This is a genomic window from Pelagicoccus sp. SDUM812003 (assembly GCF_031127815.1).
Taxonomy (GTDB): Bacteria; Verrucomicrobiota; Verrucomicrobiia; order Opitutales; family Opitutaceae; genus Pelagicoccus.
The window spans coordinates 51,077-73,773 of record NZ_JARXHY010000013.1 but is presented as its reverse complement, the minus strand read 5'-3'; the positions used below and the strand labels follow the sequence as shown (position 1 = coordinate 73,773).

The window sequence follows — 22,697 nt, the reverse complement described above, 5'->3', positions numbered from 1 at the left end:
ACTGTTTTTGTCGGGAGGTCAAAAGCCCCCTATAAAGCAGGAAAGCCTTCGGGCGGTTCACGGTGTCCGGTGCCTGCTTCATAGGCAGCGGCGATGCGGATGAGCAAGGGCTCGGAAAATGGCCGCCCAAGAAAGTCCACTCCGACAGGCAACTTCGCTGGCACCGGACCGACGAGAATGGTTTCTCCCGGCGTATCAGGATCCTCTATACGGTCGTAGACCTCGGTGGTGAACCCTGCCGGCATGGAGATCGCGGCAAATCCATTTTGCCCTAAGATATTCCAGGAAGAACGCCCAGATCGTCCGTTCTTATTCGGTTCGTTGGGAGCGCCCAAAATAGGAGATGGAATATTTCCAGTCGGATAGACCAAGGCGTCGATATCCAGATCGGCCATCGCCTGCAAGACGGCTTGCTGAATGGCGAAGCGCCGCTGCATTCTATTTCGCGTATCAAGGGTCGTGTCCTTCGAACGCTCGATCAACGCGGCTTGACGATCGATAAAACGGTCGTCTCTGAAAAAGCGGGCTTTGGTGATGAGGTCAGCGATCGACTTGATGTTTTCATCTCCCCGACGCTGCAAGTAGGTCTCCAGCCAATACCGACTTTCGCCCTCGGTGGGCGCTGGACCGAAACTTCTCATGGTCGGTCCCGTGAAAGGCGTTTCATTCAACGACACCAATTCCTTCAAGTGATCGCTGGTCGGCTGGCCCTCAGCGTTCACTGGAAAGCGCTCCGGATACTGAGCCGTGAAAAGGGCGTTGTCTCCACGAGGGAAATACCGATCGATATACGGCTGGAAAAGACTGCCGCCTTCGCCAGGGTCCAAAACCGTAGCTCCCAGCTCCTTCAAGTCCTCGATCGCTTGCTCGACAAGAGCGATGCTCTGCTCGTCGGCCACCGTGAACAAGCTGCGATCCATAAACTCGCGCACCACCGCGATCCGCACTCCTTGCAAGCTCGGATTGCGAGCAAAGGATACATACGGTTCATCGGGCAGTCTCCCAACGCTGAACGCTGTCAACTCGTCGTCGGGATCGTATCCAGCAATCACATCCAAAACGATCGCCGCATCCTCGACGGTGCGAGCGATGGGACCGGTCCGCGTATTCATTCCGGCCCCCATCATGCCGTGACGAGATACCAGCTCCTGCGTGGGGGCGATGCCAACCAAATTGTTCATCCGAGCGGGAGTGCGGATGCTAGCTCCCGTTTCCTCGGCGATAGCAACGGTCACCAGGCTGGCCGCCACCGAGCTTCCCGATCCACCACTGGAACCTCCGGGATAGCGGTCCGTCGCATAGGGATTTCCAAACGTACCTCCAAAGGAACTACGAGCTTGCGGCGACGCGTATTCACCCAGGTTAGACTTCGCCAGAATGATCGCTCCTGCCGCGCGAAGCCGTTTCACGAAATTGGCGTCCTCCGGTGGGCGGTCATTGGCATAAAACGCATCCGCGCCTGCGGTTGTGCGCAGATCGAAAGTATCGTACTGGTCCTTGATCGCGATCACCACTCCGTGAAGCGGTCCGATCAATTCGCCTGTCCGGGCGAAGTGCTCATCAAGCTGATCGGCCACCTCCAGGGCATCCGGCATGTTCGGATCGTCATCCACCAAATCCGTCATCGAGCGAGCCTTGCGCTCATCGAAACCCCACGCTTGGCGAGACGCCGGCCGAAGGTTGAGCGTGCTCAGGGCATTGATCTGACCCGCGTTCGGAATGGGAATGACGTATCCAAGAATCCCATCCGGCTCTTCGACGCACACGCCATTGTAGGCCTGAATCCGTCGAAGGTAGGATTCCACGATCTCGCGTGAGGTAGCCCGCCCTTCTTGAATCGCTGCATGCACATCGGCAATTGTGGCTTCGTGCGGCTCGAAACCGCCATTCGCTCTTGAAAGGCTAGCGATGGATAGCAGCCCTAGAAGCGCCAATACGCTACGCACCCGTGTCTTTGATAAATGAATACTCGGAAGGTTTTGCATGGTTTGCTGGGTGATCGGGATTATTTCGTAGCCAAGGCCTTTGATGCCTGGTCTTCCTTCATGCGAGTCCGGTAGATCTCACGCGCTTCTTCAAACTGCGAAAGCACATGATCGATCTCTTTCTGCGATCGCCAATCCGGCCACTCCAGAGCCATCGTTTCCAACTTGTCTATCCAATCGAGGGAGTACTGGGCGGAGGCGGCATCACGAATTGGCTGGCCGGCCACTTCGATCCAAACGGGGTTGGTAAAGCCTTGGGCGTAACGGGCGTCCAAGGGAAAGCGCTCGTCGCTGCTTCCCTGAGCTTTCACATGTATCCAACCACTCTGACTGACTTCGATTTCGCGTTCGATCTGCAAGGAACGACGATCTCCATCGAAGGCGATTTCCTCGATCACCTCCCCGTCCTGAATAAGGTAAAACGTTTCGAGCGGCACGATCGACTCTACGCTCGCCTTGAGGGTAACCGAGTTTCCCGAACGCTCGAGATCGATCTGCTGACCGGGCAACTTTCCTTCGATGGTCATATCCATCAGCGGTCCGTTGGAGACGAAGACATGCCCCTTTCGAATCGCCTCGAGCCAGTTTCGCAAGGTCATTTCCTGGTCACCTAAATAAGCGAAGGTGCGCATGGTCGCAATCAAAGCGGTTTGATGCAGATCGCTCAGCGAATCCTCGCCCCCGACCGCCGCTACCCGGAGTCCGTTGTTCCAAACCGAATACAGCGGGAAAAAGCCAGAGTTCTGGGCTCGCGACCATTCCAAGGCGTCCGTCGTACCCAAGGCAGCGTCCACCATGAACGCCTTGCCATGGCCCAGCTTACCTTGCAAAGGGTCGCTTTCACCCGAGAATGGATGCACGAAACCGGTCAACGCGCCTTGCCGTTTCGCTTTTCGGAACATGTCCGTATTGCTTGGATACAGACTTTCCACCCCCGTAGCTTCGTAGCCCGTGAGGTAGGGAGAAATCAGATGCTCCTCTAGTCCAATCATGAAGACATGTCCCCAAAACGGTGGTCGGTATTCCTGAGCCGCCACCACGAGCACATCGTCGCGGGAGCTCGAGTGTTCCTTTCCTCCTGGTTCGAAGAAGTGATAATCGAGCACGCGATTGTCCTTGTTGGCGATCTGGTCTACCGCGATGTCGGCATCCTCCGCCGAGGTCATCATCATGAGATTCTCAAGCGAGTTGAGCAGATTCGCCCCGTAGTTGACGTGCGAATGGGTCGATCCGCTATACCAACCTTCTTTCTCCAGATCGGCGAATCGATTCAGCGTCACGGTCCGTTCTAAAACTTCTCCCGGAGCGAGGGAAAGCTCCAGCTTTTCGGGTTCGTATTCAAATCCCCTGACAAAATAGAGCTCCGTCTTTCCTGCGGGCAGGTCCACTTCGAAGACTCCCTCGTGGTGAAATACTCGATCCCCTGCCCGGCCAATTCGAGCGTAGGCGTCGCTCGGAGCGTAGAACTTCCCATCCGACGCCGTGATCAGCGCCCGCGTGCCCATCAGCTTCCCCGTGTCCTCGTCAACCGTGCGCAACTTGAGCGTCGCCATCGGTTCCTTCCAGTTGCGTTCGGTGATTTCGATAACCTTGTTTTTGCCGCCATAGGTTTCCAGAAGCGCCAGCTGCGGCAATCCATCGCGGTTGTCGATGTAAGCGATCCATTCCCCGTCCGGCGACCAACGCGGATGAAAGGCGTCGTTCTCCAGGAACGTCAGTTTGTAGGGATAGCCGCCATCAACCGGCTGCACATAGAGATTGTTGAACTGGTCCGCCGCTCCCGAGGTGGAAGCATAGACGAAGCGTTTTCCATCGATCGAAACATCCGGTTTGGTGCGATAGAGCGTTTGCTCACGAAGAACGGTATCCGCTCTATCGATACCTCTTTCTTCAGCCGGCACCTTCAGAACGTTTCCCGATCCCAGGGGCACGTCTCGGTTCGACACCAGCAGCAGGAACTCTCCATTCGGAGTCCACGTGGGAGAAATGTGCATATCCCATTCCCCGAAATACAAGCGGCTGTTCGCATAGCTATTGTCGTAAGTTATCGGAATCGCTTCCCCCTGCCACGCTCCCTCTCCCAAGGAGCGAACGAAGACATTGAAGTAGCCCGATGGCTGATTCGAAACGTAAGCGAGCTTGCTTCCGTCCGGCGAAAAGACCGGATCCAAATACAAATGCTCGTCGTCCGTCAGTTTCGTCACCTTGCCCGATTCCGTGTCCAGCAGTTCCAGCTGAATGGTCTTTTCGCCGTCGTTGGCCACGTAAACGAGCCAGCGACCGTCGGGCGACCAATCGGGGGACGAGTGATACGTTTCGCTCCGCGTCAGCTCCGTCGCGACTCCGCTAGAGGGGTCGACATTCCAGATGGAGCCAGACATTCCCACCGTGATGGCGGACCCATCCGGGTGCCATGCAGGGGCCCATGGGGTTGAGCTCGGGGCGGGCGGAAGGTAGAAGTTGTACATGTAGTTTCCGCCATGCTTGGAACTCGGATAAAAGTCCTTCGTCTGGGAAAAGCAACTACAGGCGATTGCAATCAAGCTGGGCAACAGACTTCGTCTCGCGACCTGACTGGATCGGGACGAAAGACGAATAAGGCAGCGCGAGAAACCCGGCCACCTGATAGCGACCGACCCCCTGCCGGGAACGGGTATATGGTAAGAGAACATAGCGAGAGCCAGGCAAGCGATGCGATTGCCCGTATTTATTTTTTGTATTCGTGTGGTTGCCTGCCCGCAGCATAAGCAGGGCCAAACCCCCTAGCGGCCGACGATTCGCAAACGATTTTTGAAGCTACCAAACAGGACCGTCTTGGCGGGCCAACTCAGCGTATCTGGCCCATATTCGAGCTCCGTAAAAAACGCTGCGTCTCGTATTCATATTTTCTCTACCTATGAAGTCCGACTCTCGCCTGGAAAAGCCACTCGCGCCTACTCGAGGGCGCAAGGCGAAGCGCCCATAGAGGCTCTAGACGCGACAGGTTTGCACGCGAAACAGATCAGCGGCCCAGTTCGGCAGGGAATGAGCATCGCCGCTGCTCTTGTTTTGCGTACTTGCGCAAAAGAACCTCCAAAACGCCTCCACATCCTCGATCGTCAGGGCAGGCCCGTCTCCTTCGGGGCGTTGAAACCGGCATCGAACGCCATCTTCGCCGCCAACGCCGACAGGATGAAACAGCCCCAGCAGTTGCTCATCGTCCAGCTCCCAGCTTTCTGGGCGGAGGATCTCGAGCAACGTTTCGCCATTATCCGGATCGGCGATCCACTCCGCCGCTCGATTCAACAAGCCCGATATCTCCGCGTAAAAGCCATCGTTGGTACGCAGGAAGTCGTTTTTGATCGCCAGGATACGCGTCGCTCCCGCCTGCGTCCCTTCGTCGCTAACGCGAGTCAAGGCTTCTCCGATGCCATGCTTCCGAGCGATCTGAATCCATGGTTGGTAGCTTAGATAGGCATCCACGAATCCCTCCTTGATCAGCGAGATGCTCTGGGTCACGGGAATTGGCACGGTGACCAGTTTCACCTCCTGAATCGACAAGCCATTATCACGCATCCAATGCTCGATCACGCAGGAATCCGGGAAGTCCGGACTGAACGTGCCGAAGCGAAGCTCGCCCTTGCGGCGGCATTGCTCCGCGAAGCTTTGCGTGGAGGATCTTCCCACCAACGCCATGCCTCCGTAGCTCATGCCGAAGCAGCCACGGCAGTTGAGCTGCTCCGATCGACGTCCCGCGGCCATGGCGATCAGCATGGAAGGATGCATGATCCCTCCGTCCAACTCGCCGTAGAACAAACGATTCGCCAAGGACCTCCAGCCGACTTGGCGCGTCAAGCCGAGCTGCCATCCGCGCTGCTGAAACCACCCCAGGTGCTTACAAACGAGCAGCGGAGTGGCCGCCAATGAGCTAATGTATCCAATTTGGAACTTTTTCATCGAGCAGAACTAGACAATCTACGCACTACAGGCGCTGTGGCGCACCTAATGCAACCACCCCCGCATCAGCACTCGAAGCGCCACAAATCCGGATATATGAGAGAAGATCCAATAGATAGTCGCCAGATGCAGATTTTCGTGGCCCTAGCCCATGGTGGCAGCCTACGGGCCGCGGCCACCCACCTCAAAGTCACCGAGTCCGCCATCAGCCACGCCATCCGAAATCTGGAAAACAACCTCGGGACGAAACTCTTCGCGCGCGTCGGCAAGGGCCTGTCTCTGACCGAGGACGGAAAGCTCTTTCGCACCGAGGCGGTGAAGATTCTCTCCCGTATGCAGGACCTTCGCAGCCGCTTGTCCAACCGCTCCAGCAAACGCTTGAACGAAATCCACCTGACCTGCGCCACCTCGTTCATCCAATTCGCTTTGCCTGACATTCTGAGGGAATACCGCCGCTGTTTCCCAAACGTGGAGGTCAAAGTAAGCCCGGCGGATCGAGACACCTGCCTGAAGCGACTGGAAACCGGCAATACTACCGCGGCGATCCTGGTGAACATGCCGCCCGAGTCGCCAAAATACCAAGGCTCTCCGCTCTTCGTCGACGAACTGCAGGTCCTCATGGCCGCCGACCATGAACTCGCCGCTCACGCCGCCATTCCGGTGCATCGGCTCAGCGCCGAAAACGTCTATCTGCAAAACCACAACAACTTCACCTCGCGCATGGTTCTCAGCGAAATCCAGCGCTGGTCGTTCCAGCCGAAGAACCTGACCTACGTCGGCAACCCCGAAGCCCTGCGCGAGCTGATCAAGATGAAACTGGGCATATCCCTGCAGCCCCTCTGGGCTTTCCGCGAAGGACTGGATAGCCATCACTTCGTTTGGCGCCCCGCGGAGGGATTGAACCTTCAAAGAAAATGGTACTTCGCCTGGCCGCGAAACTCCGTCAAGGACCTGCGCGTGCGCTCGCTGATGTGGCTCTGCGAGGCTGCCGGTCAAGGACTCGAGCAGGGAAACCTGCGCAGCGCCCCCGCCGTTTGACTGCTTTCCTCACCGGACCGATGCGCCGATCGCCAGCAGCGAAGCGGGCTGAAACCCGATAGCTCGTAGCCCGAGCTAGGCCTTATCGATTTCGCTCTTTAGCTCGCTCAGGTAGTCCGTAAAGGCGTCCCACTTCTTTCTGGTCTCCAGCTTCACTTCCTCCCAGTTTTCAGACGTGGCGTTTTTCGCCTTTTCGATCTGCAGGGAGAGCTCCTGGCGCTTGATCTTCAAATCGTCGATGGCATGCTCGGTTTCCTGCTTGGCCTCCGCGGACAAGTCCTTGGACCTCGCTCGCAACTCATCGAGCTGCTCATCCGCCGCTTCCACCTGCTCTTCTAGAAAGACGACCGCTTGATCCCGTTTCGCCAAACTGTAGTTGGAAAATGAATTCCATGCCTCGACCGAACGCTCTTTTAGTTCGCTCGCCGCTTGCTTGGTTACGGATGCTGCCTTTCCGACAGCGGTTTTAGTTTCTTCCGCTAGATTCATTTCGTCTCCTTTCGTATTCTCATTTTCGCTACATCCAAACAGGCCGATCAGGACCAAAGGCGCCAACGCGACCCGTGTTAGTAACTTCTGTGCAGTCTTCATAAAATTCTTCCTAGTTTTCAACTTCCCGAGAACTCCTGCCTCGTCCTGAAAACGCGGATACCGTGCACGCGAAAAGCGATACGACAAAAAGGACCAAAGTGATCCGCGACGCTCCTCCAGCCGCTCCGGAGAGAGTAAGCGTCCCAGAGACCATCGCTAGAAGGAAGTAGATGAGGGTGCTTTTCATGGTGTGACGTGTCAGGTCTAGCGTTCCAAGATCGAATGCCCCTCCTCTCTTGCACGCAGAGCGCCACCTCCCGTACGCAGTGAACTCTCAGCGACGCTTCCTCCTTATATCCAGGGACTTAAGAGATCAAGATTTCACCGGCGGCCGCAAACCGTCTCAGGTGTCGAGGCCTTAACGTTGCAGGGCGCACGATCGGAGACCGACGCGACCCATCTTCAGCGCCGTCCGCATATCCTCGATCGTTCGCACGTCAGTTCGAGACCTGGGCTCGATCGGCCCATATCCACCTCAACACCCACAACAGCAAAAAAAACCCGGAAGCTGCATCGCGCAATCGCGCATTCCCCCGTTTCTCTGGGCGCCAGAAGTATCCATCCTTTCTCTACGAGCCGTCACGGCCACGTCCGCATCAGGGCAAGGGGCGACTCGTTTTCAGGTTCGTTCACGCTCTGTACGACAAATGTCGAGCTCCTGCTCGTACGAACGGCCAGCGGTCCAATCAACGTCGAAACCGCCGCTTTGCAGAACGCACCCTGTTTTCGGGAAATAAATGCAAACGGCAAACGATCTGAACCGCCTTCCGCCAACTCCTATCCGTAATCACCCGAGGGCCCAAGCCTGCTCACCCTTGATTTCTAATAGGAAACCCACGACCGTATTCGCTCCAAACGCACGAAGCATCGCGAACTAACAATTAGACACAGCTTCCCCGTCCCTCCGCCATCGGTCCATGGAGCGCTTCTCTCGTAATGCGAATTCGACCACCGAAGCTGAAGACGCGAGCGATCCGCTTCATTTTCCTCGATCAAAGGCCCGCTCCCGCAACGCTCGGTCGCCCCGAAAGGCCCAAAGCGAGACTCTAGCGCTCCGAACCAGACGGTTCTAGACTCAAGCGTTTTTGGATACGCCGCTTCTGCGACCCCTACCAGCGCGCAATCGGATAGGCCGTTTCCAGCGCTGCGATCAGCCTTCCAATGACGCCGTGTTCATTTTCAATCTAGCTCCTAAACACCCTACGTATTCGCACCTCAACTACTACCCTAGGTTTTTCTGTTCAATATAAAGCAAACTATCTCGAAAGAGCAGACCGCAGCCTTCAACACCGCTCGAAGAACACCGGACCCTAGGCATTTTCTCGCCATGGCAAACCCTCGACACTTGTAACAATCTTTCGGATACCTTCGCGATTCCTAAAAGGAATCTCTTTCTCCGAGAAGAGGCGCCCGAACTGCTCGCTCGAGTCGCGCCCCGACGCCCTACAGTCGCAGGGCTCGACAGCCGCCCTTTGTAATCAACGAAAGGATACACAAGGACTTCACTACGATCTTTCTAGTGTAGTTACGTAATCAACGATCCTTGGCCTTTCACCTGCTATCACCAGCGGAACCAACTCGAAGCCTGATGCCGTCGCCGACCCAACGCATCTCCGGATTGCTCTGAGAGAGATTCGAGAGCGCGCCTGGGTCGCGATCGCTGCCAACGTATCCAAACCTTAACCCGACTCGACTGTAACATGCCTACTACAAGAAAAGACGGTCTGGTGACCTTAACCATAGCAATACAGACCATCGTGATCTGCGCGATCTTCATCGTTTGGTCTGAGCTGTTCCTCCAGCTAACGCACAAACTTCAAGGACAGCCGCCGCCCTACGCGCTGTGCTTTTCCGCCTTCGTCCTTGGCATGCTTGCCACCTTTTGGAGAGTGCGACATTCTCTTCCACTCAAGGGAGCCTGGCAATGGTCCAACGCGTTCCTGCTCGGCGCCTATCAGAGCTTCCTCGTCGGCTGCATCCTCAGCCTGGTGCTCTTCGCCTTCGAGCAAGACTCCTTGAGCCGCTCCTTCGTGGCGTCGTTTCTCGGCATTTCGTTTATCATTCTCACCATCAGCAACAAGGTGTTGCCCAAATGGCTGCTCGTCGCGACAAGCGCCAGAAACCTGAAGAAACGCTACTTGATCATCGGCGGAGAAGACTCGATAGAGGCCTTGGAGGATTGGGTCGCCGAGGAGCGGGCCCTGGATACCGATTTCGTCGGATACCTCGACGCAAACCCGCAGAACGCCCGAACGGCTGGCATCGACCATGTCGGAGGCCCGAACGAACTGCGACGGGCTATCCATGAATACAACGCGACCCATGTCGTGGTGCTGGATATGGTCAACTCGAAGTCATGGTGCCAAGACATCGTGAGCACCATCGAAGCGAGCGGCTGCCGATTGGTGATAAAAAACCCGCTGGAGAACCTGGTGGAGCGGCGGCTCAGCCACTTCTCCTCCGAAAACCGTCTCTTCTTCACCCTGCAGCGAGAGCCGCTGGAGAATCCCGTCAATCGCATCATCAAGCGCGTTTTCGATCTGGCGATCTCCATCCCCGTCTGTCTGCTGGTGCTGCCACCGCTGTTTCTGCTGGTCGCGGTCATGCAACGAAAGCAAGCCCCGGGGCCGATCCTGTTCAAGCAGAAGCGCTACGGACGAAATCGCGAGCCGTTCTCCATTCTCAAGTTCCGCTCCATGTACCACGATCCGGATACGTCGGAGAAGGCGGAGCGCGAGCGGGCCTTGCGGCAAGCCACTAGAAACGATAGCAGGATCTATCCCTTCGGCTCCTTCCTCCGCAAGACCAGCCTCGACGAGTTTCCTCAATTCATCAATGTGCTGATCGGACAGATGTCGATCGTCGGCCCTCGTCCGCATCCCGTGACGCTGGACGAAAAGTACGTCTACATGATTCAGTCCTACGCCTCGCGGCATTACGTCAAGCCGGGCATCACCGGGCTGGCGCAATGCAAAGGTCTTCGCGGCGAGACCGCTCTGCTGGAGCTGATGTCCAAGCGCATCCAGCAGGACATCGCCTACTTGGAGTCGTGGAATCCGGTTCTCGACGCCCACATTCTCTTCAAGACGTTCACCCAGATCTTTCGGTCGCCCAACACGGCCTACTAGAGAGGAGCCAACCATATGCAATACGCTCTCGCTCAAAATCAGGTCCTGGCTGCCGCGCCCAGCAGGTGCCGGATCATCTCGGTCGACGTCAACGTCTCCGACTACGCTCACACTGTCGATCAGATCACGCGCTGGTCTCAGCATCGAGTGGGCAAGTATGTGTGCGTGTCGCCGGTGCATCCGATCATGGAGGCCTACGACGACGAAAACTACCGCAACATCATCAACGGAGCCGACCTGGTGACTGCCGATGGCATGCCGGTCGTCTGGGCCCAGCACATGCTCGGCTTCAAGCACGCCACGCGGGTCTACGGTCCGGAACTGACCTTGCGTCTTTGCCAGGCGTGCGAGCAGGAAGGCATCTCCGTCGGTTTCTACGGGGGCAGCGAAACGACCATAGAACAGATGATTCAAAAGCTGAATACACGCTTTCCGAAGCTCAAGGTCTCGTACGCTTACTCCCCTCCGTTTAGAGGGCTCCAACCCGAAGAGGACGAGGAAATCGTATCCAGCATCCTCGATTCCGACTGCCAACTCCTGTTCGTCGGCCTTGGCACCCCGAAGCAGGACGTGTGGATGAGCGAGCATCGCGATCGTTTGCCTCTTGTTCAGATCGGCGTCGGAGCGGCATTCGACTTCATCGCCGGAAACAAGAAGCAGGCGCCCGCCTGGATGCAGCGCAACGGGCTGGAGTGGTTCTTCCGTCTTTGCTCGGAGCCAAAGCGTCTTTGGTTTCGCTACCTGTGGCACAATCCACGCTTTGTCGCCCTTTTTTCACTACAGGTGCTTCGGCACCGTTTTTCTCACTGATCCAACGCTCAAATCCAACACAGGCGACTCACGCCACGTCGCCACCAGCTCTTGCCTATGACCAAACCTAAACTACTGATAACCGGCGGATCCGGATTCATCGGCACCAACGCCGTGGCCTTTTTCGACAAGCTCGGATGGAAGGTGACGAATCTCGACAAGAGCCTTCCACTCAACTCCAAGCAGCTGGAGAACTGGGAGCCTTGCGATATTCTCGAGATCCGGGAGTTGAAGGAGCTCTTCCAGCGCCTTCAGCCCGACTACGTCATCCACCTGGCCGCTCGCGCTGAATGCGATGAGTCGACGACCGTCGAAAAAGGGTACCGGGCGAACACCGAGGGCACGGAGAACGTGCTGTCCGCCGTCCAGAGCTGCGAGTCGATCAAGCGCCTGATTGTGACCTCCAGCCAATTCGTATGCGGACCTGGATACACGCCCGAGGGTCCGGAAGACTACAGTCCCGGGACCGTCTACGGCCAGAGCAAGGTCATCACAGAAAAGCTGACCCGAGCAGCCAAGCTGGACTGCGCCTGGACCTTGATTCGACCCACCAATATCTGGGGTCCCTGGCACCAAAGGTACCTGAGCGAATTCTGGCGGATCGCAGCCAGAGGACTGTACATCCATCCCGGCGGTCAGGCTGTCACTCGATGCTATGGATACGTGGGAAATCTCGTTCACTGGCTTCGCGTGATTCTGGAAAGCGAAGCGTCCGTGGTGGATAGGGAAACCTTCTACCTCAGCGACCCGGCGGACGATATCTACAAATGGGCGAACGCGTTTTGCCGAGCCCTCAATGGCCGCAGAGCGATTCGGGTGCCGAGGCCTGTCCTCGCAACTCTTGGCCACGCAGGAGACCTGATCTCGATGATCCAGGGCAAGCCTTTCTACATCAATAGCTCGCGCTATCGCAGCATGACCAGCGACTACCTCGTCCCTGGCGAAATCGAACGAACCATAGAGGCGCTGGGGCCTGCTCCGTTCTCGCTCGAAGAAGGCGTGGAGACCTCGGTGAAGTGGATACGATCGACAGATAGACGCACCGCCTCCAGCGCCAGGCACGGAGAGAGCGACCAAGCGATCAGCGCTGCATCGCCACAGCCTGCTCGCACCTAGCCTATGCCACTTTCCACATCCAGCAGAAAACCGCGCATCGTAGTTGCAGGACAAATACCGCCTCCATTCGGTGGCCAGAACGTTTCCATAAAACAGCTGGTAGACGACCTGTCGCTCGACGCCTCCGTCGAAACCGATCGCTTGGAGTTCAGATTCACTCCCGAGTTCAAGGCAGTCCGAGCGGTCGGGCTGAACAAGCTCCTGGAATCCGCCCGGGTAGTCTTCCGTCTTTTCAAACTGCGCGTGAAAGGCCCGATCGACCTGCTGGTCTATCCGGTGGGCGGTCCGCAAAGCGTGCCAATCTTGCGGGACCTCATTCTCCTGCCCTTCATCCTGATCGCGGCGCGCAAGCTGGTTCTACGCTTCCACGCAGCCGGCTTCGCCAATCGAAAACTGCAGGGAGACCTGCTCTCCAAACTCGCCGCAGCGCTCTACCGTCAAGCGAGCGCCGCCATCGTAATGACTCCCTACAACCGCCGCGATCCCCAAAGCTGCGGGATCGAGGAGATCGAAGTCCTGCCCCACCAGCTGCCGGACCAGTTCTCGGAAGACCACCTCAGCCGAAGCTCCGAAGAGCAGCGACTGCTCTACATGGGGCATCTTTGCCTGGACAAAGGCACGCCTTACCTGCTTGAGGCCTTCGCGAAGATCGCTGCTCGATTCCCTCAGGCTCATCTCGAGCTCGCCGGAGAGCCGCTTCCCCCGCTGAGCATCGAGACGATTCAACGCGATCTGATACGCCTCGGGATCCAAGACCGCGTCACTTTGCTCGGCCTCGTGAGGGACGAAGCCAAAAGCGCAGCCTTCGGCCGGGCCAATCTCTTCGTTTTTCCCTCCATCGCTCCCTACGAATCCTATGGACGGGTCACCGTGGAAGCCATGATGTGGAGGCTGCCGATCGTCATATCCGATTGGAGGGGAAACTCGGACGTGGTGGGTCGCGAGCACGGAGGAGTCCTGTATTCAATCGATGGCGACATGGTTTCAAACTTGGAAAACGCCCTGCAATTCGCTTTGGAAAACGACGGGCAATGGTCCGCTTGGGGGCAACGAAATCGTGACCGGTACCTAGCCCATTTCGGCGGCTCCTCGCCCATTGTCGAAGTGTTGAAATCCTACCTGAGCTCTAACCGGGTCCCCTCCCGACAACTCGCCCTGGAGACAGAAAACTAGCATACGCCATGAGAATTCTTCTATCAGCTTTCGCTTGCGGCCCCGGACGGGGCTCGGAACCTGGAGTGGGCTGGGCAGTGGCGACCCGTCTCGCCAAGCGACATCACGTGCACGTGCTGACCCACCGATACAACCAGAAAGGGATCGAGCAGCATCTCGACGAGCATGGCGACATCGAGAATCTCGAGTTCTCCTACTATGGCTCGCCTCGGCCCTACTACGACCACGGGATCAAATCATTCACCATCCAATTCTACTACTACTATTGGCAGCGAAAGATCGCCCAATGGGCCCAGGATGCCATCCTGGCGTTCAAGCCGGATGTCATTCAGCATGTCACGCTGGTTCGCTACTGGACTCCGAGCTCTTTGGCGAGCATGGGCATCCCCTTCATCTTCGGACCGGTCGGCGGGGCGGACGCCACCCCAAAAGGGTTCATCAAGACCCTAACCCTGCGCGGCCGGATCACCGAACGCGTGAGGAGCCTAGCCCAAGGCCTGAGCGAGCGCGATCCTGCCATGAAACGGACCATACGCTCGGCCGCAGCCGTAGTGGCAACCACGCGATCCACCGCCGAGAGAGCCCGCTCCTTAGGAGCGAAACGCGTATCCATAATCGGCGAATCCGCCCTGGACGAGGGACTCATGCCCGCTAGCAGTTCAATCAAGAAAACGCCCGATCGCCCCGCACGCTTCATAGTATCCGCTCGCCTGATACATTGGAAAGGCATAAATCTCTCCATACAGGCCTTCGCGAAGTGCCGCGATCTCGACGCCACTCTCGAGATTTTCGGCGACGGCCCCGAGCGACAGAATCTGTGGACCCTAGTGAAACGGCTCAGACTCACCGATCGCGTAATCTTCCGCGGCCATGTCGCCCGCAACGACTACCTAAAGCGCCTCTCGGGCAGTATCGCCCTGCTTCATCCCAGTCTTCACGACTCGGGCGGCTGGGTTTGTATCGAAGCTATGGCGACGGGCGTACCCGTCGTTTGCCTCGACGCCGGAGGTCCAGCGACACAGGTCGACCAGTCCTGCGGCTACATCATCGATCCGATCGCTTCGCGCTACGTCATCAACAAGATGGCCATGGCCATGCGAGAGCTGACGACCAATCCCGCCCTTCACGCCCAAAAGAGCCAGGCAGCTAAAAAGGCGGTCCGGGATCGCCACACATGGGACAGCAAGATCGATTCCTTTGAAGCCTTGTACGAACGGGCCATCCACCCACGCAAGCAAGAGCCCAACGCATCAACGAACCAGCTCGAAAAAAGCCCGACGCCACTCTCCTTGTAGCGTCTCCATTCCATGCGCAGCTACGCGACCAAGCTACCTATCCCCGGCTTCCTCAGAGGAGCCCTCAACTCGCCCGGAGCCAAGAAGGTGCTCAACAACTTCGCTTGGCTGGTAGGCGAGCGCGGCATCACTCTGCTGCTCGCCTTGTTCGTCAACATCTGGCTGGCCCGCTACCTCGGTCCGGAGCTTTTCGGCGAGCTCAGCTACGTGATCGCTTTCGTGGGCTTGTTCGGAGCCTTCACCTATCTGGGCATCAACGGCATCGCGGTGCGGGACCTCATCGAAGAGAAGGAGAAAGCCGACGAAATACTGGGCACCGTTTTCGCCCTGAAAGTCGGTGGGTCCCTGCTAGGCATAGCGGCCATACTGGCTTTCACCTGGGGACGAAGCGCACAGGCCAACCAGCTGCTGATTTCCTTGCTCTCGATCAGCATGCTTTTCGACTCGCTGGGCGTGATCGGTTTCTTTTTCCAATCCAAGCTCGACGCGAAAACGACCACTCGAGCGACCGCCTACTCGCAGATCGTGAGCGCCCTTCTCAAGATCCTGCTGATCGTTCTGAAGGGACCGCTCATCGCTTTCGTTCTTGTAACGCTTTTCGAATACATCGCGCGCTCCCTCGCTCTGGTCTATTTGTACCAATCCAGCGGATCGAGCATTTCGCGCTGGAGCTTCCGCTGGAAACGCGCGAAGTCGCTGCTGCAGCAATCCTGGCCCTTGATTCTCTCTGGCATCGGATCGATCATCTATTTGAGAATCGACCAAGTGATGATCGCCGAAATGCTCGACACCACCGAGGTCGGCATCTACGCGGTCGCGGTCAAGTTTTCCGAAGTCTGGTACTTCATCCCCACCGCCCTGGCTGCGTCGCTGTTCCCCACCATCATCCGGTACAAGAAGCAGGACAGCGCCATCTATCAGCAGAAGATGCAGCGTCTCTACCGGATCATGGTCCTGCTGGCCCTTGGCATCGCCCTAGCGGTGACCCTCACCTCGGGACTTCTGATCAACACGCTTTTCGATCCCGCCTACGCTCGCGCCGCGGACATCCTGCGCATCCACATCTGGGCCTGTCCCTCCATCTTCATGGCCGCTGTGCTTTCGAAATGGCTCATCTCCGAACGCCTGCTCATCTTCTCCCTGGTGCGTCACGGATTGGGGGCCATCGCGAATGTCGGTCTAAACCTCGTCCTTATTCCGCGCTATGGAGCCACGGGAGCCGCTATCGCCACCGTCGTTTCCTACACCATCTCGTCCTACCTCGCCTGCTTCTCCTACAAGAGGACCAGCCGTACCGGCCTTATGATGACTAAAGCTCTGCTAACCCCCTTCAAAGACTTCAAGAAGCTGCCCGCAATGGTTAGCCCTGCATCCAATTCCTGAATACCATGGAAAATGTGAAATCGATCTTCGCTCTCGCGGGCATCCGTCGCGGTTCCGCCACCTACGCGTTCTTCAAGCGCTTGAACTCGGAGGTGATCAAGCCGCTGCGCAACGCTCCCCTGCGACTGGCCGCTCGCTCCCGGGTCCTCAGCGCCCTCTACTACGCCCTCGGCTCGTCCGCCTTCTCCCGCGAGCAGCAAACCACCTTGGCAGGGAAACTGGTCTACCAGCAAAGCCTCGCTTCCGCGTCCGCGTCGGTGTACGGCCTTCGCCGCAACGTGCATCGGCTCGAAAAAGGCCTCATCATGCGCCCCCGGAGAAAGGTCTTCGCCGTGGACTACATCGACGAGACGGTTGAGGCCTACCTTTCCCTCAAGAGCGGGCCCCACGCGGAGACGTACAAGGACGAACTCCAGTGGTCCCGCGACGTGCTGGGCGAATACTTCTACGCAGTGGGAAATCGGGACGAAGTTCGAGGCGCCCGCAATCGCTTCATGCGAAGCGGCGAACCGGCATCCCAGGATCCGAGAACGCCCTATCAACGCGATCTGAGTTCCGGGCCGAGCGTAGACTACGATGCCCTGAGGGCTCTCAGCGTTCGACGCCGCTCCGTCAGGTGGTACCGCCCCAAGACCGTGCCGCGATCGCTCACCGACCAAGCCCTGGAAGTCGCCGCCCAGGCCCCCAGCGCCTGCAATCGTCAGCCCTACCACTACCGCATTTTCGACAATCCCGCTGAGGCCAGCCGCATCGCCGCGATTCCGAACGGCACCAAGGGCTATTCGCAAAACGTGCCCGCGCTCGCGGTGCTGATCGGAGATCAAAGCGCCTACTTCTCCGAGCGCGACCGTCACGTCATCTATATCGACGCCTCCCTTTCCGCGATGTCGTTCGTGCTCGCCTTGGAGTCGCAGGGTCTGAGCTCGTGCTGCATCAACTGGCCGGACATCGAGCCGCTGGAGCGAACCATGGCGAAAGAGCTTGGCCTCAAGGCGCACCAGAGGGTGATCATGCTGATCGCCTTCGGCTACCCCGATCCCACGGGTCACGTCCCGCGATCGCAGAAGCAGTCGTTGGAGAACCTTAGAACGTATCAAACATAGGACTACGCGATGAAGAAAAAGGCATACCGAACCATCGAGCTCACTGGAGCCGCGTTTCGAAACAAAGGGGCCGAGCTGATGCTCCGAACCGCCGTGTTCGAACTGAGGGAGCGCCTGCCGAACTGCCAGCTCGCCATCAACCACCTGCACGGTACCGCTGAGCAGAAGAGCGCCCTAGGTCTGAGGAATGTGGTGTGGCTGCACGCGAACCAGCCCTATGTCGTTCGCAACATGCTCAACGGACTCGCCACCTTCTACGGCTGCCAAAAGAAGCGCTCCACCAGCGTCAAGGCGCCGGACGTATCCGGATCCGGTCTCCTCACCAAGACGGTGGGTTCGCTGCAGTGGGCTCGAAAGGCGCGCGACGCCGACTCCCTGCTCCCATCGGATATCGACATCGCGCTCGATCTGGCCGGATACGCGTACGGCGAAGCCTTCGGGGCGGAGAGGATCCTGCGCTCCGCCGTCTACTACGAACAGATCAAAAAGCGAGGGGGGGCGGTCGTTCTCCTGCCGCAACAGATCGGTCCCTTCCAAAGCGATGATTGTCAACAAGCCTTCGCGAGACTGGCCAACACCGCCGACCTCCTTTTCGCCCGAGATCGCCTCTCCTTCGAAGCGGCCCTTCCCTTCGTCGAGCCCAGCAAGCTGCGCTTGTCGCCGGACTTCACCACCCGTAGGCATGCCACCAGCACGCGCGAGGACTTGGTGGGCAGAGCGTGCGTGATACCCAACTACAAAATGGTCACCCACACCGAATCCCAAACCGGGGACACGTACCGGGAGTTTCTCTCGCGCAGCCTAAGCCACCTCAAGAGTCGAAATACGAAACCGTATTTGCTCATCCATGACAGCTCCGGTCAGGACATCGTACTGGCCAGGGAACTGCAGGCCAAGTATCCGGACACGGAAATCGTGCTCGAAGAGGATCCCTTCAAGATAAAAGCGATCATCTCCACGGCGCTCGTGACGATCGGCTCCCGTTTCCACGGCCTGGTCAACGCCCTTTCTCAAGCCGTGCCTTCGCTGGGCACCAGCTGGAGCCATAAGTACCGCATGCTCTTCGAGGACTACGATTGCTCCGAATGCCTCGTCGACGTCGACATCTCTCCCACGGAACTGAGAGCCCGCATCGACTACCTGCTCACATCGGATTCCCGCGAGAACCTGATTCAACGCCTCCGCATCGCGGAGACCGCTCGAAAGGGCAGCGTGGACAGGATGTGGCAGGAGATCATCGATTTCATACGAACGCCGACTGCCGAAAAGGCCACCGCCTAACCGTCTTGCTCCACATCATGAATACAGGACCGACAAGAGGAGCGACCATCGAAACCGATCCCATTACGGACTTCGAGACGATGGTTCGTCGACTGAAAGCCAGCATCATAATACCGGTCAAAAACGACGCCCGCCTGCTCGAGCAAACGCTGAAAGCGCTCAGGCCGCAGCTCGAGCAGCTTCCCAATACAGAGGTCATCGTGGTGGACAATGGGTCGAGCGACGAAACCGAATCCGTCGCGAAAGCTCATGACGACGTTTACTTCCTGCAGGAGCTTTCGCACGATTCCAGTCCCTATTCCGCCCGCAATCTCGGCGTCGTAAACGCCATCGGTGACGTGCTCATCTTCCTCGACGCGTCCTGCGTACCGTCTGAAAGCTGGCTGATAACCGGGTTGCGAGCAATGGTGGAAAACGACTGCGACCTGCTCGGAGGGAATGTCGTATTCACTTATTCAGCGCGGCCCTCGCTCGGCGAGATTGTGGACTCGATCAAAAACATTCAAAACGAACGCACCATCACTCGTTTCGGTTTCGCCGCGACTGCCAACCTGTTCGTCAAGCGCGAGGTGTTCGAAACCCTTGGTCCGTTTCCTTCAGCGATCAGAAGCGGAGGGGACGTTCGTTGGACGAAACTTGCCAGCAGCCAGGGCTACCTGATCAGCTACTGCCCTCAAGCCATCGTCCACAAGCCCGCTCGCGGCTTCTCCCAGCTGGTCCGCAAGGAAAGACGAACCTCCCAAGGCAGCGTGGCGATCGGCAACGACAGCGGACGCCACGCTCCGATGATTCGAAACAAGCTCACGCGCTGCCTCCTCCCCTTTGATCCCATCAGGGCGTTTCGCAAACTGTCGGAAGTCCAGCCCGGCAAAGCTCCTATGCTCATTCTCCCGGTGATGGCCACGCTCTGGTACCTCAGAGCGGTATCGCTTATCAGCTACCTGCGGGAGCTAGCTAGGCAGAGAGCTTCAACGCGATGAACGTTTGGCATCTCAGCGCCAACCCAGCGGTCGAATCGACCAATGGCATCAGCAACCGCATCTGGAAGACGGCGGCCATGCAGAACCGTTACGGCATCCGCCCTACCATCGCTCTTTTCGAGTCCGCACGACCTGAGGCGGTGAGTTTCGCTCAGCAGAACGGAATACGCCTTCTGGTCCTCGACAAAACCACCTCTCTGCCAGTCCTGATCCGGGAACTGAAATCGGAGAACGCTCCGGACCTGCTACACGTCTACTCCGTTTTTCACTACCGAAACGCCCTACTCTTCTCCGCTATCAGACTGTATCGCAAAACCAAGTACATCGCCCATCCGGCCGGAGGACTTTCGCCGCATATTCTTAAGCGTAACCGAGCTCTGAAGTCGATTTACGCGGTGGCGCACGAGCGGCGCTTGATCCAAAACGCGGATACGGTCATTTGCCTGACCGGGGACGAGGTCGGAGAGGTCCAAGCATTCGCCCCGAAGCAGAGATCGTGCGCCGTCCTTCACAACCCAAGCCTTGACGAAACGGGACTCACCTTTTCATGGGAAGGAAAAGTCCGGCAAAGGACCGCCGTCTACCTCGGCCGGTTCGATGTGGAGCACAAGGGGCTAGACCTGATTTGCCAGGTTGCTAAGCGCTGTCCGTCCTTCTCCTTCCACCTCTACGGTGCCAGACCCTCAAGCGCCTCCTTCCGCGACTTCGAAACGTCGCTGCCTTCGAACGTCGCCTTGCGCGATCCCGTGTACGGCTCGGAAAAGGCGGAGGTTCTCAACAACGCCAGCGTGTACATTCACCTTCCTCGCTGGGAAGGATTTGGAAACAGCATCATCGATGCGGCCGGCCGAGGCGTCCCCGTGCTGCTCTCCCAAGAGGCCGCCCTTTCCAAGGAGCTCCAGAAACGCCAAGCCGCCTTCGTAGCCCCTGGAGAACGCGCCGAACTCTTCGCCGATTTTTTGAATCAGAACCCGCGAACGCTCGAGAGAGAGACCGCGCTGCTCAGCGTCAATGGATACAACTTCGCACTCATGAGCTGCGATCCTAAACGATACGTAGAGCGCCTCGCCGTCATCTATCGGCGCTCGACTGGCGAGCTGCCGCCAAAACTAGCCGTCTCGCCGCAACTGGCCAAAACCTCCACCTGAACCGGAGAAACCGCGAGTTTCTAGGCGGTGTCCTTCCCCAACTTCTGGATACGCTGACCAGCCAAGCAAAGCAGCAGCGCCGGGATGGTCACGCCTTGCACGAACTCCACGTAGTTCTCCACGAAGCAGCAGAGGAAGAAGGCCATCAGAACGGTTGAAACGACATAGGCCAATCGGGCTCGCTCGCCGTCGCTCTTCCTCAGGACCGCTATGTTGCGAAACAGGGTCCGCCCGAAAAAGAAGAGCAGCGTCGCGGCCACTGGCACGCCCCATTCCAAAGGGATCGCAATTGCCGAGGCGTAGGGCTGGGCGATGGCGCTGCTTTCTCCCACTTCCTTGTAGCGCTTTCGCTGCGGCTCGATGATCTCCCGATACGCGTGGGACGGCTCCACCAGAAACGAAGGAAAGCTCACCGTGAGGTACTTGCCGGATGCGATCAAGCCGGCCCGGCTGCAGAATTGCCCCGGGCCTACGCCAAAGAAAAACGCGCTCGGATTTCCCAGTTCATCGATGCCCGCCAGGGCCACGTTCTTCTTGGGCGATTCGTGAACGATGGTTTTACGGTACCAGCTATGCGTGGTCTCAAGCGTCGTCGGGTGAAAACTCAACAAGGTGATGGCAAACAGCGCCCCGATCAGCACGACTCCCAGCATCAGCTTCACTCGCTTACCCTGCAGGATCGCGAGCGCTACCGCCGAAGCGAAGAGAAAGATCGTCTGGTGGCCGGACTGAGCCAGGATCGCTGCGAAAAGCCCCGAAAGGGCGGCTAGGGTTAACCAACGCCTTCTCCCGCTGGCGAGAAGTACGAGGCTTACAGGAAACACCGTACAGGTAAACATGACCTGGGAAATAGTGACCGACCCGCGAAACACGTCGAAGAATCCAAAGGTCCCGCTGACCATGTCTCCATTCTGCCCCAGCGCGAACTGCATAACGCCTATCGCCGATTGCAAAATGAGCCATCCGCCCAGCACCTTGAGCAGCCACTGCCAGCTCTCCTCGTTCATTCTCGGCAAAAAGCGAGCGTACACGGGCAGCAGCAGCATGACGCCATGCGTGACGGGATAAAACGCTGCCGCTGGGAGACTTAACTCGACTCCTCTGGCGAGTAGAAAGCTGAAGGAAACAAAACTCAGAAAGGCCAGCGCCATGCACCATTTTGCGCACCACGCCACCACGCCTGGAGTGCGAAGCAACAAAAGCGCGACAACTGGAGCCGCATAGTAAAGCGACGTACTGGGAAACGAGACGAGCCCGAGAACTAGCAGAAAATAGAGACGCTCCCGCCTGCCCCACTCGTTGGCCACGTCCCTGTCCGGCGAGAGCCGCGTATCCACGAAAACGTTCGGCCGCGGGTACCAAAGCGAGTCTGCAACCGTAGGTCTCATAAGGGTAATCGTCTACTCGTGTATTTCATTCCAACTACGTTCATTCTGGATTGCCGACAGGCATAAGCGTTCACCTTCGACGAGCGCCACATCGGGCGAAACTCCTGTCCAGCGTAGCGCCTGCCCAGCTAGCAATCGACATGCCACAAACCGCCCTCATTCCTGCTCGAATTCCGTATCCAAAATTGCGATTCGCCGCTTCATTTTGATCAAGCCACCTAATTTGCCATCCTGTTACGCGCCTCTCCGTAAGGGCCGCCGCAATGGTCTGTCACTTGCTTTAGCGAAGCCACTTCCTGAATCCTAACCAACTCTTAAACCAGCATTTGCGACAAGCTTGCG

The 22,697-nt window shown here is 57.8% G+C and carries 16 protein-coding genes; 11 read left to right on the top strand and 5 right to left on the bottom strand.

What is annotated here, in order from left to right:
* Positions 1-29: 29 nt before the first annotated feature.
* The 3 genes from QEH54_RS16700 to QEH54_RS16690 form a co-directional block, all read right to left on the bottom strand.
* The gene (locus tag QEH54_RS16700) at positions 30-1,985 is read right to left on the bottom strand and encodes an amidase (protein ID WP_309019850.1); all 1,956 of its coding nucleotides are present in this window, start codon (positions 1,983-1,985) and stop codon (positions 30-32) included.
* A gap of 20 nt (positions 1,986-2,005) precedes the next feature.
* Positions 2,006-4,528, bottom strand: a complete 2,523-nt coding sequence (locus QEH54_RS16695) for a CehA/McbA family metallohydrolase (protein ID WP_309019849.1) — start codon at positions 4,526-4,528, stop codon at positions 2,006-2,008.
* A gap of 427 nt (positions 4,529-4,955) precedes the next feature.
* A complete protein-coding gene (locus QEH54_RS16690; RefSeq protein WP_309019848.1) occupies positions 4,956-5,921 on the bottom strand; it encodes an ABC transporter substrate-binding protein in 966 nt (321 codons plus the stop codon).
* Positions 5,922-6,017: 96 nt separating this feature from the next.
* Between QEH54_RS16690 and QEH54_RS16685 the strand changes: the two genes are divergently transcribed.
* Positions 6,018-6,959 carry a LysR family transcriptional regulator gene (locus QEH54_RS16685; RefSeq protein WP_309019847.1) on the top strand — a complete coding sequence of 314 codons (942 nt, stop codon included), beginning with the start codon at positions 6,018-6,020 and terminating at the stop codon, positions 6,957-6,959.
* A gap of 75 nt (positions 6,960-7,034) precedes the next feature.
* Here the strand turns inward: QEH54_RS16685 and QEH54_RS16680 are convergent, their stop codons facing one another.
* Positions 7,035-7,448, bottom strand: coding sequence for a hypothetical protein (locus QEH54_RS16680; protein ID WP_309019846.1), 414 nt, complete (start codon positions 7,446-7,448; stop codon positions 7,035-7,037).
* Positions 7,449-9,250: 1,802 nt separating this feature from the next.
* Between QEH54_RS16680 and QEH54_RS16675 the strand changes: the two genes are divergently transcribed.
* Genes QEH54_RS16675 through QEH54_RS16630 form a run of 10 tightly spaced genes read left to right on the top strand, consistent with a single transcriptional unit; the run spans position 9,251 to position 20,967 of the window.
* Positions 9,251-10,678, top strand: coding sequence for a sugar transferase (locus tag QEH54_RS16675; protein ID WP_309019845.1), 1,428 nt, complete (start codon positions 9,251-9,253; stop codon positions 10,676-10,678).
* A 15-nt stretch (positions 10,679-10,693) separates the two neighbouring features.
* On the top strand, positions 10,694-11,488 hold the full coding sequence (locus QEH54_RS16670) for a WecB/TagA/CpsF family glycosyltransferase (RefSeq protein ID WP_309019844.1): 795 nt from the start codon (positions 10,694-10,696) through the stop codon (positions 11,486-11,488).
* 57 nt (positions 11,489-11,545) lie between these two features.
* Positions 11,546-12,604: an NAD(P)-dependent oxidoreductase gene (locus tag QEH54_RS16665; RefSeq protein ID WP_309019843.1), complete on the top strand. Its 1,059-nt coding sequence runs from the start codon at positions 11,546-11,548 to the stop codon at positions 12,602-12,604.
* 3 nt (positions 12,605-12,607) lie between these two features.
* The gene (locus QEH54_RS16660; RefSeq protein ID WP_309019842.1) at positions 12,608-13,777 is read left to right on the top strand and encodes a glycosyltransferase family 4 protein; all 1,170 of its coding nucleotides are present in this window, start codon (positions 12,608-12,610) and stop codon (positions 13,775-13,777) included.
* An 8-nt stretch (positions 13,778-13,785) separates the two neighbouring features.
* The gene (locus QEH54_RS16655) at positions 13,786-15,072 is read left to right on the top strand and encodes a glycosyltransferase family 4 protein (protein WP_309019841.1); all 1,287 of its coding nucleotides are present in this window, start codon (positions 13,786-13,788) and stop codon (positions 15,070-15,072) included.
* A gap of 12 nt (positions 15,073-15,084) precedes the next feature.
* Complete coding sequence (locus tag QEH54_RS16650) at positions 15,085-16,455, top strand: flippase (RefSeq protein WP_309019840.1); 1,371 nt, start codon at positions 15,085-15,087, stop codon at positions 16,453-16,455.
* A 5-nt stretch (positions 16,456-16,460) separates the two neighbouring features.
* Entirely contained in the window at positions 16,461-17,558 is a 1,098-nt protein-coding gene (locus QEH54_RS16645; protein ID WP_309019839.1) for a nitroreductase family protein, read from the top strand.
* Positions 17,559-17,567: 9 nt separating this feature from the next.
* A complete protein-coding gene (locus QEH54_RS16640; protein WP_309019838.1) occupies positions 17,568-18,839 on the top strand; it encodes a polysaccharide pyruvyl transferase family protein in 1,272 nt (423 codons plus the stop codon).
* A 17-nt stretch (positions 18,840-18,856) separates the two neighbouring features.
* On the top strand, positions 18,857-19,819 hold the full coding sequence (locus QEH54_RS16635) for a glycosyltransferase family A protein (protein ID WP_309019837.1): 963 nt from the start codon (positions 18,857-18,859) through the stop codon (positions 19,817-19,819).
* Positions 19,816-20,967 carry a glycosyltransferase family 4 protein gene (locus QEH54_RS16630; protein WP_309019836.1) on the top strand — a complete coding sequence of 384 codons (1,152 nt, stop codon included), beginning with the start codon at positions 19,816-19,818 and terminating at the stop codon, positions 20,965-20,967. The genes QEH54_RS16635 and QEH54_RS16630 overlap by 4 nt, the downstream gene beginning before the upstream one ends.
* Positions 20,968-20,987: 20 nt before the next feature.
* Here QEH54_RS16630 and QEH54_RS16625 read toward each other — a convergent pair whose 3' ends face one another.
* Positions 20,988-22,355 (bottom strand): hypothetical protein, encoded by a 1,368-nt coding sequence (locus QEH54_RS16625; RefSeq protein WP_309019835.1) that lies wholly within the window; start codon positions 22,353-22,355, stop codon positions 20,988-20,990.
* Positions 22,356-22,697: the final 342 nt, after the last annotated feature.

Excerpts from the sequence above, each read along its gene's own strand:
- QEH54_RS16700 (WP_309019850.1), bottom strand. The coding sequence starts at position 1,985 with ATGCAAAACCTTCCGAGTATTCATTTATCAAAGACACGGGTGCGTAGC.
- QEH54_RS16690 (WP_309019848.1), bottom strand. The coding sequence starts at position 5,921 with ATGAAAAAGTTCCAAATTGGATACATTAGCTCATTGGCGGCCACTCCG.
- QEH54_RS16685 (WP_309019847.1), top strand. The coding sequence starts at position 6,018 with ATGAGAGAAGATCCAATAGATAGTCGCCAGATGCAGATTTTCGTGGCC.
- QEH54_RS16680 (WP_309019846.1), bottom strand. The coding sequence starts at position 7,448 with ATGAATCTAGCGGAAGAAACTAAAACCGCTGTCGGAAAGGCAGCATCC.
- QEH54_RS16675 (WP_309019845.1), top strand. The coding sequence starts at position 9,251 with ATGCCTACTACAAGAAAAGACGGTCTGGTGACCTTAACCATAGCAATA.
- QEH54_RS16670 (WP_309019844.1), top strand. The coding sequence starts at position 10,694 with ATGCAATACGCTCTCGCTCAAAATCAGGTCCTGGCTGCCGCGCCCAGC.
- QEH54_RS16665 (WP_309019843.1), top strand. The coding sequence starts at position 11,546 with ATGACCAAACCTAAACTACTGATAACCGGCGGATCCGGATTCATCGGC.
- QEH54_RS16660 (WP_309019842.1), top strand. The coding sequence starts at position 12,608 with ATGCCACTTTCCACATCCAGCAGAAAACCGCGCATCGTAGTTGCAGGA.
- QEH54_RS16655 (WP_309019841.1), top strand. The coding sequence starts at position 13,786 with ATGAGAATTCTTCTATCAGCTTTCGCTTGCGGCCCCGGACGGGGCTCG.
- QEH54_RS16650 (WP_309019840.1), top strand. The coding sequence starts at position 15,085 with ATGCGCAGCTACGCGACCAAGCTACCTATCCCCGGCTTCCTCAGAGGA.
- QEH54_RS16645 (WP_309019839.1), top strand. The coding sequence starts at position 16,461 with ATGGAAAATGTGAAATCGATCTTCGCTCTCGCGGGCATCCGTCGCGGT.
- QEH54_RS16640 (WP_309019838.1), top strand. The coding sequence starts at position 17,568 with ATGAAGAAAAAGGCATACCGAACCATCGAGCTCACTGGAGCCGCGTTT.
- QEH54_RS16635 (WP_309019837.1), top strand. The coding sequence starts at position 18,857 with ATGAATACAGGACCGACAAGAGGAGCGACCATCGAAACCGATCCCATT.
- QEH54_RS16630 (WP_309019836.1), top strand. The coding sequence starts at position 19,816 with ATGAACGTTTGGCATCTCAGCGCCAACCCAGCGGTCGAATCGACCAAT.
- QEH54_RS16625 (WP_309019835.1), bottom strand. The coding sequence starts at position 22,355 with ATGAGACCTACGGTTGCAGACTCGCTTTGGTACCCGCGGCCGAACGTT.